14 protein-coding genes are annotated in these 14,690 nt (G+C 47.3%); 10 read left to right on the forward strand and 4 right to left on the reverse strand.

Annotated features, from left to right (window positions below; all coding sequences use genetic code 11):
* Position 1: 1 nt before the first annotated feature.
* Entirely contained in the window at positions 2-820 is an 819-nt protein-coding gene (locus BUQ91_RS13200) for a class I SAM-dependent methyltransferase (RefSeq protein WP_074209607.1), read from the forward strand.
* A 100-nt stretch (positions 821-920) separates the two neighbouring features.
* Here BUQ91_RS13200 and BUQ91_RS13205 read toward each other — a convergent pair whose 3' ends face one another.
* Both BUQ91_RS13205 and BUQ91_RS13210 read right to left on the reverse strand, forming a co-directional pair.
* A complete protein-coding gene (locus BUQ91_RS13205; RefSeq protein WP_074209608.1) occupies positions 921-2,132 on the reverse strand; it encodes a hypothetical protein in 1,212 nt (403 codons plus the stop codon).
* Between the two features lie 82 nt (positions 2,133-2,214).
* Positions 2,215-3,771 carry a zinc metalloprotease gene (locus BUQ91_RS13210; protein ID WP_254842360.1) on the reverse strand — a complete coding sequence of 519 codons (1,557 nt, stop codon included), beginning with the start codon at positions 3,769-3,771 and terminating at the stop codon, positions 2,215-2,217.
* A gap of 299 nt (positions 3,772-4,070) precedes the next feature.
* Between BUQ91_RS13210 and hisE the strand changes: the two genes are divergently transcribed.
* The 9 genes from hisE to BUQ91_RS13255 all read left to right on the forward strand — a co-directional run bounded on the left by hisE (position 4,071) and on the right by BUQ91_RS13255 (position 10,848).
* Positions 4,071-4,331 carry a phosphoribosyl-ATP diphosphatase gene (hisE, locus tag BUQ91_RS13215; RefSeq protein ID WP_014545870.1) on the forward strand — a complete coding sequence of 87 codons (261 nt, stop codon included), beginning with the start codon at positions 4,071-4,073 and terminating at the stop codon, positions 4,329-4,331.
* Positions 4,328-5,167, forward strand: a complete 840-nt coding sequence (gene hisG / locus BUQ91_RS13220; RefSeq protein ID WP_014545871.1) for an ATP phosphoribosyltransferase — start codon at positions 4,328-4,330, stop codon at positions 5,165-5,167. The genes hisE and hisG overlap by 4 nt, the downstream gene beginning before the upstream one ends.
* Positions 5,168-6,031 (forward strand): EAL and HDOD domain-containing protein, encoded by an 864-nt coding sequence (locus BUQ91_RS13225; RefSeq protein WP_072829505.1) that lies wholly within the window; start codon positions 5,168-5,170, stop codon positions 6,029-6,031.
* Entirely contained in the window at positions 5,986-6,624 is a 639-nt protein-coding gene (gene recR / locus BUQ91_RS13230) for a recombination mediator RecR (protein WP_254794437.1), read from the forward strand. The genes BUQ91_RS13225 and recR overlap by 46 nt, the downstream gene beginning before the upstream one ends.
* The gene (yihA, locus tag BUQ91_RS13235; protein WP_072829509.1) at positions 6,621-7,268 is read left to right on the forward strand and encodes a ribosome biogenesis GTP-binding protein YihA/YsxC; all 648 of its coding nucleotides are present in this window, start codon (positions 6,621-6,623) and stop codon (positions 7,266-7,268) included. Before recR ends, yihA begins: the two co-directional genes overlap by 4 nt.
* Positions 7,249-8,157 (forward strand): MlaE family ABC transporter permease, encoded by a 909-nt coding sequence (locus BUQ91_RS13240; RefSeq protein ID WP_083579775.1) that lies wholly within the window; start codon positions 7,249-7,251, stop codon positions 8,155-8,157. Before yihA ends, BUQ91_RS13240 begins: the two co-directional genes overlap by 20 nt.
* Before the next feature lie 3 nt (positions 8,158-8,160).
* Positions 8,161-8,985: an ABC transporter ATP-binding protein gene (locus BUQ91_RS13245; protein ID WP_072829511.1), complete on the forward strand. Its 825-nt coding sequence runs from the start codon at positions 8,161-8,163 to the stop codon at positions 8,983-8,985.
* A gap of 44 nt (positions 8,986-9,029) precedes the next feature.
* A complete protein-coding gene (gene pyrC, locus BUQ91_RS13250; RefSeq protein ID WP_074209609.1) occupies positions 9,030-10,061 on the forward strand; it encodes a dihydroorotase in 1,032 nt (343 codons plus the stop codon).
* A 172-nt stretch (positions 10,062-10,233) separates the two neighbouring features.
* On the forward strand, positions 10,234-10,848 hold the full coding sequence (locus BUQ91_RS13255; RefSeq protein WP_072829515.1) for an OmpA family protein: 615 nt from the start codon (positions 10,234-10,236) through the stop codon (positions 10,846-10,848).
* Positions 10,849-10,935: 87 nt separating this feature from the next.
* Here the strand turns inward: BUQ91_RS13255 and BUQ91_RS13260 are convergent, their stop codons facing one another.
* Together BUQ91_RS13260 and BUQ91_RS13265 are read right to left on the reverse strand one after the other, a co-directional pair.
* Positions 10,936-12,966, reverse strand: a complete 2,031-nt coding sequence (locus tag BUQ91_RS13260) for a tetratricopeptide repeat protein (protein WP_074209610.1) — start codon at positions 12,964-12,966, stop codon at positions 10,936-10,938.
* 18 nt (positions 12,967-12,984) lie between these two features.
* A complete protein-coding gene (locus BUQ91_RS13265) occupies positions 12,985-14,631 on the reverse strand; it encodes a potassium channel family protein (protein WP_074209611.1) in 1,647 nt (548 codons plus the stop codon).
* Between the last annotated feature and the right edge of the window lie 59 nt (positions 14,632-14,690).

The raw sequence follows: 14,690 nt of genomic DNA on the forward strand, positions 1-14,690 counted from the left end.
AATGCCGGGTGCAAATTCAGTAACATCGAATCAAGAGACTCTACACAAAGATCTTGAAGAAGTTGTCCGCAAATATGCGCGGACAACTTTTTTGCGTCCTATCGCAGACCACACACGCGAGGCATTTGCAGAAGTCGAGACTTTTGTAGAGAAATTTTACGGGAAAAATGGTGACCCCGGAACAGCGTCCGGGGTGACAAATGCAATACGCGATGGCGCCCCCGGTGCAAATGCGGAGACTGCGCCGCAAGCTGTAATTTTAGATTCTGGTTGCGGCACGGGTGAAAGTACGATTCATATCGCACGTCGCTTTCCAGGCATTCCCGTCATCGGGATAGACAAGTCCTGCGTGCGTCTCAACAAAGCAGGTAATCCATCGCAGACAGCAGGCGAAGAAGTCCCTGCAAACGCATTCTGGATTCGAGCAGAGCTTTTGGATTTCTGGCGGCTCGCATTGGAGCACGTCAAGGCCGACAAGTGGACAATTCCGTACCATGCGGTTTATTACCCGAACCCGTGGCCCAAGCAGAGCGAAGCCACGAGGCGTTTTCACATGCACCCGATTTTTCCGACACTCCTTGCGCTCGGAGAAACGATTGAACTCCGCACGAACTGGGAAATCTACGCCCGTGAATTCGCGGAAGCCGCAAGAATTGTGTTTGAAGAAAACGCTATCAACGAGACTGCCGCACATCTAGAGGTCCAACCGCAAATCACCTGCGAATCGTTCGACCCAAGCGCCCCCGAAACAGCCTTCGAGCGCAAATACAAAGAAGCCCGCCAAGAGTTATGGCGGGTGCTCGTGGCGTTGCCACAGTAGTTGGCAGAACTGAGAAAAAAGGCGATTCCGGCTTACTTCGACTTCGCTCAGCACAGGCTCCGGCCGGAATGACAATGCAACGTTTTCTAAGCTCTAAGTTCTACTTTCTATCCTTCATCCAGTTGGCGATGAACTTCAAGTTTCTCGTGAACTTGACATCCATTTCAGCACCGGGCACCACGATAAATTCGGTAAGCCCATACTTTTCACCCCTGCTCCCCCAGTCATACGTATAACCCAGGCGCGTCCACGGGCGGGCATCTGGCCCTTCATAGCATTTTGACGCATGAGCATCAAACCAGTTCTTGAACCACATTACACGTTCAGTAACTTCGGCATCGTTTCCGTATTCACCTTCAAACGCTGTACGCATGTCATAAGCCTTCACATCGGGCACATACGCCGGTCGCATCAAGTCGTTCGGGCTCACCCACAAGAATGCCATGTGCGTATAGTTCGATGTCCTCGGTTCACCAAACAACTGCTTGAACCTCAAATCCCAATTGCGTACACCTTCCTGATGGTCATGGAACCAAAGCAAAAGTTCCTTTTCGTTCACAACCCAGACTACGCTATCGGACTTGACTAGTTCACCATCTTTGTAGGTCTCGGCATCAGACGTAAGCGTTACCACGAGGAGTTTTGATTTGTCAGCATTCCATGTAACCTTATCGCTGTATTCATCAAGCGTCACAACCGTGAACTTTTCTTCTTCAAGAGCTTCGGATGCATCTTTTACGGCTGCAGCAAATTTCACATCCAAAATAGAATCTCGATTGACCATAGCGATCTTTTGGCCCTTGTTGTCAAGGATATCGCAATAAGGGATGCTATCGGTATTTACAGCGACTTCGGCCTTGGCAAACTGTTCTCTCAAAAGTTCACCATTATAGGTGAACAAAGTATCGCCATCCATAAACGAAATCACAACCTTGCAGAATCCCTTATCCGGAATCACGACTGAAGTCGGGAAACGTTCATTTCCGGCACCAGCCGTATCGAGAGACATCGTATTTTCGTTTTCACCGCAAGTGTATTTGTATTCCGTAAGCGTTGCAACACCCGGTTTCATTTCGCTAAAGAACACGTTTTCTTGTTCACTGCTGAAAGCGGGCTTTACCACGATGGACGTACCGCCAAGCATAACCGTGTGCGGAATGCCCTCGCCACAATAATAGGCAGGCTGGCGGAACACACCAATGATACCCGTTTTTCCTTGAAAGTTTTCAACCTTGGAAACACCGCTCTTTGTAAGCGAACAACCAAACAATGCAAGAGCAATAGCGCTCCCCAGTATATAAATGTTCTTCATCCTATTCCTCATCCTGATATAACAACGTCAAGCGTATTTCAATCGAAATATAGTTAACTCGTTTCTTTTTTCAGGAAAACGTCTAGCGGAACTGCACGCGTTTTGCAAGCAACATTCGACCATTTACGTCAAGTTGGACAAAGACGGAACGATTTTCCCCAAAAATATCCACCGATGCAAACGAGCCTTCGAACGTATGCAAACCGAGAATGTTTCCCAAAGCATCGTAGAATCGGAGAGACTTTTTACCCGACACAGGAACTTCAACATTCAACATTCCGCGAGATACATTCATTTGCACTCGATGTCTTTCCTTTTGCACAATCGAAGTGATGCCACTGCTAGACGATACAGAACTCGACGAAGCAATTGAACTTGAAGATGCGATAACTTTTTCAGGGCATTTGTCAAGTGATTTGGAACTTTTCACCGTAAAGCAAACACGGTCATCGCCATCAAACACGAGATTGAAAATTCCATCAATCTTTGCCTTGCCACTTTTGTTCACAAACTCAAAATTTGCAAAAGAATCCTGATTTTTGCTGAGCACCGTACGCACTTCGACTCGCTGGTGATTTAAATCGCCATTCGGGTCATTACTAAAGAACACATCGTAATCATAATCGATGTACCAAATCAAAACCCCGTTCTTGCCTTGTTTTCCGCTATAAGATGAACTTCCTATCTTGGAATCAAATCCCACTGCCGGACGATACTCGATTAAAAAATACTCATCGCGTTTATTCGGGTTTGATACCGCATACGCTTGCATTCCCGAAAGATTTTTCAGTTCGTAGACGCTATCCGTATTTGTAATTTCAGTCGGTTTGAGCCACCCGACCGCTTCACGTTCAAATGATGAAAATGTCGGCGGATAACCGCCATTTCCATTACGCAACCCTAAAGCCATCACGTCATACGGAAGCGGGCCAATTGTTGCATATCCCTGTTCATCAGCGCTATATGTATCTTGAAGTCCAATCACGTGGCTAAATTCATGGACGAAGGTGCCAAGCATATTAACATCTTTTGAACTCGTCGATGAAGCCTTACCTTCGGCTTTCTGCGATATAAACGCGTAGTTGTTAAACGTGTAGCCGTTCTTTGTGTAAGCTCGCTTGGCGCTATATTGCAACTTGTACTGGTGATTAAAAAAACTACTGTTTTGCGCAATCGCCTTTTCTCTCGAAAGCGGATGCAAAATGATAAACGGAATTTCTTTTTCGTATTTGCTTGCGCGAGCCTTAAAATCAGAACGTTCGACAAGGATATCGATTGCAGGTAAAATAAATTCGCTATCGCTATTGTAACTGCTAAATTTTTTCGGAAGCGTTATAGGATAAATATCAAATGTCGGTTTAAATTGTCCGGCGGAGCTTTCAACAAAGTAATCATAAGCACTACCGTAATTACCATTGTCCTTGAAGCCCTTTTCATTGAACATCCTGTGCATAAAAGCAGAATCCAAGGCCTTGTAATCTGATGTTGAAACAAGCATCACCGGGAAATAGCGTTCACCAGAAGAATAGACTTCGGCATCGTTGCTGGAACGGATTTTTGACATCCCGTTCGGAGTGCGAGCAGGGAGCATATCATCGGTGTAGATGATTTTTTCCATCACAATGTTGTCTTCGGACACAACCGACTGCGCCCACGCCAAAGACGTGGAAAACAAGCAAATCCCAAACAAACCCATCCCAAATGTCGAACGTACATACCAACTCATAGTAATGAATATAAAATTAAATTCATCAAAAGGAGAAGCCCACACATCAGCGGGCATGACAAATCAACGATATTCTCATCATTTTCACTAAAAGCATCGGCCACGGGCCACGCCCGCATGATATACATTTTGGCGTTCAAAAAGCAGAGTTTCACAAGCGAAGCTAATTAAAATTTTTATCTTTGGGCTTGTAAAACTAAAGAGGTCTAATTATGACGTTTGAAGAAATGTACGCACTGGCCTGCCAGCGCAAGAAAGACATGCCGGAAGGCAAGGGCACCACGGAACTCTTCAAGAAGGGTCCGCACGGTATCGGCAAGAAGCTCGTCGAAGAAGCTGCCGAAAGCTGGATGGCCGCTCGCTTTGAATCGCGCGACGCTCAGTGCCTCGAACTTTCTCAAGTGCTCTACTATGTTGCCGTCATGATGGCAGAAAAAGGTCTCACCCTCGAAGAAGTGTACGCTAAACTATGATTAAGGTAGCTCTCCCCAACAAGGGCATGCTCTTTGAACCGACCCAGGAACTCCTCAAGGCCTGCGGTTACAAGGCATCCAAGCCCTACAAGACTTTGACCCAGATCGATTCCAAGAACGGTATCGAATTCTTCTTCCTCCGTCCGAGCGACATCCCGATGTACGTGGGTCGCGGCATCATCGACGCTGGCATCACGGGCATCGACTTCAACGCCGAAGCGAAGAGCCCGGCAGTGAAGGTTTTGGACCTCCCGTTTGGCGCTTCCAAGCTCTGCGCTGCAGTCCCGAACGAAAGCCCGATCCAGAGCCTCGCTGACCTCAAGGATGCAACAATCGCAACAAGCTTCCCGAACATCGTGGAAAGCTACTACAAGAAGAAGATGGACTTCGTGGTGCTTGAAGGCGCTGTCGAAATTTCCGTGAGCCTCGGTGTTGCAAACGCCATCGTAGACGTTGTCGAAACGGGTACGACGCTCAAGCAGGCCGGCCTCCGTATTATCGGCGAACCGCTCTTCCGCTCTAACGCTGCCATTTTCTGTAACCCGCAGAAGACGGAACTCGAAGAAGTCAACACGCTCATCCGCCGCATCCAGGGCAAGCTCGTCGCCCAGACGTACATGATGATCGAGTACGACTGCCCTTCCGAACTCCTCTCGAAGGCTTGCGAAATGACTCCGGGTCTCGACGCCCCGACAGTGACGAAGCTCCACGGTCGCGAATGGTACTCCGTGAAGGCCATGGTGCCGCGCGAAGAAGCCAACGCCATCATGGACAAGCTCTGGGACGCAGGCGCAAGGAGCATCCTCCTGTTCGGCATCGAAAGCGCACGTATCTAAATGCAATCTCTCGCTTACTTGGCACGTCAACCGATTCTTGACCGCGAGGGCAAAATCTTCGCGTACGAGTTGCTTTTCCGCGACTCGCCAAGTAGCGATACCGCAATAATCGCAAGCGACTTGCAGGCGACCGCCCAGGTGCTCGAGAACATCTTGAACAGCATCGGGCTTACACGCCTCGTCGGTGAAAGCAAGGCGTTCATCAACTGCAGTCGCGAGATTCTTCTCGACAACTTGTTCGGGCTTTTAAACCCCGACCGATTCGTTCTCGAAATTCTTGAAGACGTTACAGTAGACGAGACACTCATCCAAGCCATTCAGCGTCACAAGTCGCTCGGCTTCGAACTTGCGCTCGACGACTTTATCATGAACGACGAATACATTCGCCGTTTCGAACCGTTGTTCGGACACGTCTCTTACGTCAAGATGGACCTCGTCGACAATTCATCCGAAGACATCGCCAGGGCGGCACAGTTTTTCAAAGCAAAAAACATCAAGTTGCTCGCCGAAAAAGTTGAAGACGAACCGACATACAAACGCTGCAAAGATATTGGCTACGATTACTTCCAGGGATTCTATTTTGCAAAACCCGAAATCGTAACAGGCCAAAAGATAGACGCCACCTCGGCGGCCATCCTTGAAATCATCAAGCTATTGCGCACGCGCCCGACACTCGAAGTCCTCTGCGATGAATTCGACAAGCACCCGGACATTTCAGCGAACCTTTTGCAGTTCGTCAATTCCGACGTACGCAACAAACCTGTCATCGAAAGCGTCAAAGGCGCCATCGCCTGGGTAGGCATGAAGCACACTCAGGAATGGCTGACGATCATGCTGTACGCGCATTTGGACACACGCTCATGAACGTTGAACCACAAAGTCTGGAAAACCTGATTTCAGAATTCGCTTCCCTCCCGGGAATCGGCTTAAAGACGGCTCGCCGCCTCGCCTACCACATGCTCTCGCGCCGCAAGAGCGATGTCGAACGCTTTGCCGACAGCTTAATGCAAGCCGCCGAAAAAGTTCACCCGTGCCCACGTTGCCATGCATTCACAGATGAAGAAATCTGCCCCACCTGCAGGGCCCGCGAAGGCGCCAAGTCTATTTGCGTTGTCGAAAAGAATTCCGATATTTTACCATTTGAACGTTCGTCTGTTCACAAAGGTCTTTACTTTGTCCTCGGCGGCGTGATTTCCCCGCTCGACGGCATCGGCCCCGAAGCACTCCACCTGCCACAGCTCGTGGAACGCATCAAGCAAGAAAACATCGAAGAACTCGTTCTTGCCTTGGGCTCCAGCCCCGAAGCCGATAGCACAGCCCTCATGATTGACCGCATGCTCGACGGCGTAAACGTCAAGCGTACCCGCCTCGCCCGTGGAATTCCGATGGGCAGTGACCTAGAATTCATCGACGAAGTTACCATGCTTCGCGCATTCGAAGGGAGAGTTTCCTTATGAGTACAAAAGAAAACATTCACCAGGCTCCCGTAGAAGTGGGTGGCTACACCATCCGCTCGGCAACGTTTGTCAAGGCCGCAGTGAACCTCAAGGGTCTCCCCCAAGACCGCCTCCCGCAAATCGCTTTCCTCGGACGCTCCAACGTGGGCAAGTCTTCGCTCATGAATGCACTCATGGGGCAAAAAAAACTCGTGAAAGTGAGCTCTACCCCCGGAAAAACGCGTGAAATTAATTTTTTTAAAGTCAATGACGAATTTTTTCTTGTAGATTTACCAGGTGTAGGGTTCGCCAAAGTCAACAATGCAAAGCGCGACCAGATGTCCGACTTTATTCGTGAATACGTCGAAAAGTGCAAGGACCTCAAAGGGCTCATCTACCTCGTAGACATCCGCCACGGAGGGACACCTATCGACATCGAAACCGTCGAAAGCATCCGTGCAACAGGTTGCCCCGTCTTGATTGTCGCAAGCAAGCGTGACAAGGTGAACCAATCAGAACTTGCCAAAGGGCTCAAGGACATCCAGCAGCGACTGGATCTGGACCACAAGCCACTTTGCGTAAGTGCTCTGAAAAAATTTGGACTTGACGAACTCTGGACGGAAATTCTAGAAGCAATTCACAGTGATGCAAGAGAAGCAACTTAAAAACTGGCAAAAGATGACTCCCATCGGGCGTTTGTTCCACACGCTCGGGATATTCATCTTGAAACGGAAAATCGGGCAACTCATCGCCTTGTTTTTTCGTACAGTTGCATCTCTCTTCGACAAAAGCCACAACTTCAAGAGCGATTCTCGCAATATCATTATGCAGACGTTCTTTACCGGCGTCGAGATATTCGTCCCGCTCTTTACCGTAGCTACGTTGTTTGGAACAATCGTCATTATCTACGTGATCTCCCTTATGGGCAGGGTGGGTTTTTCGGACATCGTCGGGGACCTCATGGTGGTGGTTATCATCCGCGAAATGAGCCCGATTATCACGGCGTTCCTGATTGCAGGCCGTACCGGTTCCTCGCTTACCACCTACATCGGCAGCATGGTTATTGATTCCGAAGTCGACGCCCTTGCCACCATGGGCATAAACCCCATCCGTTACCTTGTGATGCCAAGCGTTATCGGCGGTGCCATAGCAACCGTCATCATGAACATCATCTTTTGCACAAGCGCCATTGGAGCCGGATTCCTCGTCACGAAGGGGCTTATCTTTGTTACCGGTTTTACATCCAAATTGCAGATGATCAACATAAATGCGTCAGACTTGCAGATTACCTGGAGTTACCTATCCAATGAAATCTTAAAGGCACTGACCTTATCGGACTTTGTCTTTGTCATCTTAAAGCCTTTCGTCTTTGGAATCATCATCACGACCAACGCTTGCTACCAGGCATTGAACATTAAGCGTGATATCCGACAGGTTCCGAAGGCAACCTCCCGTTCGGTCATTACATCCTTCCTCTACATCGTTCTTGCTGACGTCGTATTCTTGATGTATTTCCTTTCTACTTACATGCAAAACCTTTCAACGATCATCTAGAATATGTTAGACGAAGCCTTGAAACTTGAAGATGTGTACCTCTCGACAAGCGAAATGTCGGGAACGCCATTCTCGGTACCAAGCGCAGTAAAATATTTTGAAAATATAAGGGCTAGCGAAAGTAACGAAGACCAATCGCTCATTGCAGGGGCAAACCTTACCTTGAAACTGGGCGAAACGATTTGTATTGGCGGCCCTTCCGGAAAAGGGAAAAGCGCTATTCTTCGTCTGATTGCAGGGCTCGCACGTCCACTCAAAGGGCACATCTATTACTTTGGCGAATACATTCCGGCAGAACGCCTCACAGCACTTGAAGTGGCAAAACGTCAAGTGGGTTACGTACTCCAGAACGCAGCGCTGATTTCAAACCTGAGAGTCATAGATAATATCGCCCTCCCGCTCCGTTACCACAAAATAGGAACCGAGGCCGAAATCAACAAGAAAGTCAACATGGCAATGGACTTGATGCGTGTCCGTAATTTTGCGACCATGTTCCCGCACGAACTCAGCGTAGGCATGCAAAAACGTGTCGCCATTGCTAGATCCTGGGTGAGAGACCCGAAGCTCCTTCTTATGGACGAACCGACCGCAGGGCTCGACAACTACAACCGCAGAAATCTCATGCCGTTGATCGACAACATGCGAACCATGTTCAAGACGTCCATCATCATCGTCACGCACGACCTTACAATTGCGAAGGAACTGGATTGCAACCTCGTATTTTTGCACAAGAAAAAGCTTACCGAACCGCACTCTTTTGATTACTGGCTCCACTCGGATAGCGAAATTTCCAAAGACCAGTTCCGCGACCTTCAATCCAATGTTTAGTTCTGAATTCAGATTTCAGAACGGACATTTTTTAGAGAAACCAAATGAATTCTTCGACTACAAACAACACCGAACTTACCCTTCCTTTACCAGACGATTTCCATGCGCATTTGCGCCAGGGCGAACTGATGCCCGGTTATGTCCGTGATCTCGTAAGCCAGTTTGGCCGCGCCATCATTATGCCGAACACCGTCCCCGCCATGACAAGCGCAGCGGCAATTGCAGATTACAAAAAGCAAATTCTCGAAGCCGCAGCCCCTGTGCGCCCGGATTTCGAACCGCTCATGACATTCAAGCTGAACCCGAACTACACGGAACAGGACTTGAAAGACATGATGGCCATAGGTGTTGTCGCCGGCAAATACTACCCCGCAGGAGTCACTACCAACAGTGCCGACGGTATCAGCGATTTTGAAGCAGTATTCCCCGTTGTCGCCATGATGGAAAAACTCGGACTCGTCCTTTGCGTTCATGGCGAAGAACCAGGTGAATTCTGCCTTGACCGCGAACCCGCATTCATCAAGCGCGTCGAAACGCTTGCCGAAAAGTTCCCGAAACTCCGCATTGTATTCGAGCATTTGAGCAGTGCAAAGTCTGTCGAAGCCGTCAAGCGCCTCCCCGCAAATGTTGCCGCCACATTCACGGTGCATCACTTGATGATGACCTTGGACGATATCGTCGGCGATGCACTGCGCCCGCACCACTTCTGCAAACCGCTACCCAAGCGCCCCGAAGACCGCAAGGCAATCCGCGAAGCGGCCTTCAGCGGCAATCCAAAATTCTTCCTCGGCACCGATTCCGCCCCCCACCAGCAGGGCAAAAAGGAATGTCCGTGCGGAGCCGCCGGGGTCTATAGCGCCCCCGTCGCCATCCCGCTCTTGGTACAGGAATTTGACCGCGCAGGCGCTCTCGACAAACTCCCGAATTTCATCGCGGGATTCGGCGCCGACTTTTACGGTCTACCGCGCACAACAAAGCAAATCAAGGTTGTCAAGGAATCATGGACTGTTCCTGCAATCGTGAACGGAGTTGTGCCGCTCGCCGCCGGACAAACGCTCGAATGGAAACTGAAATAATGACTTAAACCGCATTTTTCATGCAAAATGCGCAAATTTCATACAAAAATTCGTCTGAAAAGGCGAATTTTTTTTGTACATATAAAAAAATTTTTCCTTATTTGCTTTTTTTACTTATATTAGAAAAGCTAATCCAAAGGAATCATACCATATTTCAATCGGAGGTTTCATAATGAATTTGGTAAAAACAATTGGTCGTTTTCTTCCGGTAGCCCTCTCCCTCGCAGTGCTCGTAGCCTGCGGCGATAAGAAATCTGAAAAGCCAGCTCCAGTCAAGCAGCCCGAACCAGCAAAGGTCGAAGCTCCGGCACCGGAACCAGAACAGCCGGCTCCGTTTGACTTCTCCAAGTTTGCAGCCATCAAGAACAACTCTCAGGTATACTTGACCACCCGTGGCGAAGTTGAAGCATTCCTCAACGACGCATTTGCCAAGGTCGAAAATGGTCAGGCTTCTGCAATCGAATTCCCGAACGTCAGCAGCCTCTTTGAACTTGCTAGCGCAGAACTCAGCAGCGAAGGCCGCGCCATCATCGCTGAACTTGCACCGAAGTTCGCAAAGACCAACATGGAAGCCTCCATTCTCGTTGAAGGCTACACCTGCGACCTCGGCGGAGTTGCTTACAACGATGAACTTTCTCAGCGCCGCGCCGAAACTGTCAAGGCAGAAATTGCCAAGTACATTCCGGCATCCAAGATCACTGCTAAGTGGTATGGCAAGCGCATGTTCAAGAAGTTCAAGTACGGTTCTAGAGAAGAATACCGCCGCGTGAACATCCGCATCCAGTAATTCTTCTTTACGGATAAACATCACAGTTTGAAAAAGTCCCGCTCATTGGCGGGACTTTTTCGTTATAGAAATTAAAGGAAATTGCCATCAATATTTAAGCGATGACATCTTGGTGATATTTCCATCAGCATCGAATGTTATATTGAAATAACCTTTACCTTCAAGAGTGCTTATAAAAAGCGGAACTGTCTTCGATGCAAAAGAGGATTGCTTTTCAAAAGAGACATCAATGTTTTCGCCATTTAAAACAACCGACGACGCAAGCACCGCATCTTTGCTATTCAGTTCCCCGAACGAGAAGAACGGATTTAGCGCCACCAAGAATCTCGGGAAATGGAATACCATTTTCTTTGAACCAACGACACTACTCAACAGACCTTCTTTTTCTTTCATTTCGTAAGAACAGCCCGTAGTCAACTGAAAGAGCGTTGCCTTGCTAAAGCGCTTACCGCTCATCTTTTTCGAAATATTCGTACGCTTAATTTTGTCTTCATCGACCCAGATAATCAAGCTATCCGTCATGATAATCGCTCTTGCAGAAACAATATCTTCAACGCTGTTCTTTTGCTTTCCGTACAATTCGTAATTCAATTGGAGTTTTCCGAAATTTGCCTTAGAATAAGGTTCGATGTTATTGATTGTTGTTTCCATCTTTTTGACCAAATAATCATCGGCATACATATCGGTCAGGTGCAAGCAAATAAACAGGCGGACATTGGAAAGGCGCTTATCGGAGCGGTTTTCAATTTCAATAGCAAGTTTATCCGAGAACGAAAGTGTCGGATTGTACGTTTGCAAATCCAAGAAAGAATGTTCCTCGAAAATCATGTCCAAGATTTTGGGCATATACTGTTCGACAAACTTCATGTCAGAAATCAAGTAATCATACACTTCCTGATTTCCACGACGGAAAAAGTGCTTTAAAATTTCTTCTTTGGCAGCGGAGTAATTTTCTTTGTTGTAGGCGACCATTGCCTTTTGGAAGTTCGGTGAATAGAATCCAAAGCCTTCCATCATGGACTTGTAATGCTTCAACACGACATGGCCTTCTTTAGACTTCAGAATATAATTGCGGTAATTGTAGGAATTGTACATGTCCAATAATTTTTCCGCTTCACGAGGATATTCTACAGAAGACTGGTCAAACAAAGTAGCAGCTTTCGCGTTATCGCCTTGCTGCGTGTAATAAGTACCAAGCAAAAGTAAAGCCGGTGCAGCTTTATCAGGATGTTCTTTTATGTATTGGTTCAGAATGTCGCGGGCGTTATCCGCATTATGCACATCACCGGAAACGTCTAGACCCTTTTCTGCTTTATAAAGCAAGCAAAAAGATTTAAGCAGTTGCGATTCTGAATCGGTAGGATACTTCTGCAGCACAGCATTGAGCGATTCAAGTGCACCATCGATATCGCCATTGTTAATTGCAAGATACGCCTTGTCACGCAACAAGCACATTTCATTCCACATCGCCAAATACTTCAAATAAAGTACAGAGTATTCACTCAAGTAATTCAAATACGCATCTTTATTTTCTTCCAGCGCTTTTTTGGCGCTCTTTTCTATTTCATCATTCTTCAAAATCTCGTTATAAAAATTTGCACCCGAAGATACACCTACCGTTGCAAGCGATAAAAATGCAGTAGGATCAAATCCTCCCGTTGCAGCAATTTGAGCAATCGGAGATGTCACATTCTTAAGATCTACAGATTTTTTTATGGCGTTCCAATAACGTTTCTTTTGCGTTTCGTTCAAATCATATTCTGCCGAACGGATTCCCTTGTACAACGGGAGCAGTTTCTTTTCTGCTTCAAGGACTTCATCCGGGATTCCGCTGTAATCTTGAGTTGCCAAAAATTGCAAATACTCAAACATGCTCTCGGTCGTCGAATAGCCATCGTTCAAAATATGGAACAAGCGAATTGTCTTTTCGAGATCAAGCGGTTTATCATCACGCTTTTGAGGAATACTTTGTTCCTCTTTTTCTGCATTTTCAAAAACAGTCTCTACAGAATCAATTTCTTTTTGAATTTCAACTTTTTTAGAATGATGCGACACCAAAAGATACGCGACAGGAATCGCGATAACGATAACCAAGAATAACAAGCAACCTTTTTTCATTTTTAGCCTTTCGAAATATTATCCGTTCATAATGTATTCAGCATTTTCAAGGATATAAGAATCCTTCATCTTCATGTCTTCAGGCAAGCGATCAAAAGGAATGATATCGTGACGAGTAAATGTTCTTTCGTCGGTCGGACCAGAGCGATACCCCATCAAAAGCATGGACATCATCCAACGGCGATGTTCAGCATCGCGTAATAGGGAATCGTCATCCGTGATTTCAAAGCAGCGTTTGCGAAGGGGCAATGCGTTTGCACAATAAATCGATGCGGTCTTATCGGCTTCACTCAAACGATACCACAATTTTTCTTCGGTATCGCGCGTATCGGGATTCAGATGGCGTTCGCGAACATAGTTAGCACGTTGCCCGCGTTCTACACGCCTAGAATGTACAAACTCCTTCATTTCGTCAATGTCGCCCATAATGCGCACATAGCCGTACATTCCACTTTCGTTGATGTTCTTGATGATTTCGTCATTGGCTTCACGCCAGTAAACGGCGATGTCGGCATTGTCATAAACAGCACGCGGCAAATGCACAAGTGTCGAAATCGCCTTGGATGCATCTTCCTTACAAATGCACACCACAAGACGTTCCTTGGGGCTTGCCGCTACGGCCGCAATAAAATTACGAGCCAAATCCGCTTCGCAGTATGCATCTACAAAATTCCACTCCACATCAAGATAGTCGCCACGCGATGTTTCGGGATCATGAGTGACTTTGTTACCATTCGCGTCGACATAGGTGTATTTGGAGAGTCTAAAAAGTCCCATGCGAGAAACAACTAGACGGTCTACCCACTTTTCACAATCTTCATCGACAAAGGTTATGCACGTTTTTAAATTTGTTCGTTTAAAATTAGGATAATGGCACACGTTTGCAACAGCAAAAGCAACCGCCTGAGCAATGGGACCCGTGCCAATCAGCACCACATGCAAACGTTCATTTTCGGCTTCGCGGATGGTCGGCAAAAAATCCGTTCCGACAAGCAACTGTTCCGACATGAATTCGTATTCATTAAATACGTCGACCAGCAAATGACCTTTATTCTGTTCCGGCGCCTTCAAGTACCACAGCACTTCCGAAGTCGAAGGTTCGCACAAAAGCAAATGGCAATGGATATCGCGCATCGCCTTTTCGCTAATGGTGCGCAACACCTCAATGCAATGCAAGTTACGGGAATCACGTTCCGGGCCATCTTCGCCAATCACAAGAATCATATCGGCCAGAAGCGCACCCGCATAAAGCAAATCTTCTTCGCTTTCGTAATCTTTTTTATAATGGATAAAATGGCCATCAATATCGCGGCGGCTCATGACAACAATCGGACGCTTATCGCCTTTAAGTGCCCGCAGAATACTTTTGAGCTGGTGACCCGCGCCAAGCACAAGCACATGACCGCGAACATCGACATGCTTTTTGCCTTCACGCATCGATTCCGACGTATTCTTGAAAACATTAATCATGACGCTGATAAACAGCACCGCAAAAACAACATAGCCCGATAAAAAGCCCTTCCAGCCAAGTGACTTTTCGCCAAGCACCCAAGAGCCAAGCATCACACCGGCAACAAAAATAATCAGCGACAAGCCCAGCAAAATCAAAAGTTTCTTGGCGATTCCATTCGACCATGCGCCTTTTATTAGACCTTTAAAATTCATGATACGCCCCTGATAAATCCAATAATATTATTATAGCTAATTTTTTCGAGCACAACGCT

Source organism: Fibrobacter sp. UWB11, assembly GCF_900143015.1.
Classification (GTDB): Bacteria; Fibrobacterota; Fibrobacteria; order Fibrobacterales; family Fibrobacteraceae; genus Fibrobacter.

Excerpts from the sequence above, each read along its gene's own strand:
- yihA (WP_072829509.1), top strand. The coding sequence starts at position 6,621 with ATGAGTACAAAAGAAAACATTCACCAGGCTCCCGTAGAAGTGGGTGGC.
- BUQ91_RS13205 (WP_074209608.1), bottom strand. The coding sequence starts at position 2,132 with ATGAAGAACATTTATATACTGGGGAGCGCTATTGCTCTTGCATTGTTT.
- recR (WP_254794437.1), top strand. The coding sequence starts at position 5,986 with ATGGCTGACGATCATGCTGTACGCGCATTTGGACACACGCTCATGAAC.
- BUQ91_RS13245 (WP_072829511.1), top strand. The coding sequence starts at position 8,161 with ATGTTAGACGAAGCCTTGAAACTTGAAGATGTGTACCTCTCGACAAGC.
- BUQ91_RS13225 (WP_072829505.1), top strand. The coding sequence starts at position 5,168 with ATGCAATCTCTCGCTTACTTGGCACGTCAACCGATTCTTGACCGCGAG.
- hisG (WP_014545871.1), top strand. The coding sequence starts at position 4,328 with ATGATTAAGGTAGCTCTCCCCAACAAGGGCATGCTCTTTGAACCGACC.
- hisE (WP_014545870.1), top strand. The coding sequence starts at position 4,071 with ATGACGTTTGAAGAAATGTACGCACTGGCCTGCCAGCGCAAGAAAGAC.
- BUQ91_RS13260 (WP_074209610.1), bottom strand. The coding sequence starts at position 12,966 with ATGAAAAAAGGTTGCTTGTTATTCTTGGTTATCGTTATCGCGATTCCT.
- BUQ91_RS13255 (WP_072829515.1), top strand. The coding sequence starts at position 10,234 with ATGAATTTGGTAAAAACAATTGGTCGTTTTCTTCCGGTAGCCCTCTCC.
- BUQ91_RS13240 (WP_083579775.1), top strand. The coding sequence starts at position 7,249 with ATGCAAGAGAAGCAACTTAAAAACTGGCAAAAGATGACTCCCATCGGG.
- pyrC (WP_074209609.1), top strand. The coding sequence starts at position 9,030 with ATGAATTCTTCGACTACAAACAACACCGAACTTACCCTTCCTTTACCA.
- BUQ91_RS13265 (WP_074209611.1), bottom strand. The coding sequence starts at position 14,631 with ATGAATTTTAAAGGTCTAATAAAAGGCGCATGGTCGAATGGAATCGCC.
- BUQ91_RS13200 (WP_074209607.1), top strand. The coding sequence starts at position 2 with ATGCCGGGTGCAAATTCAGTAACATCGAATCAAGAGACTCTACACAAA.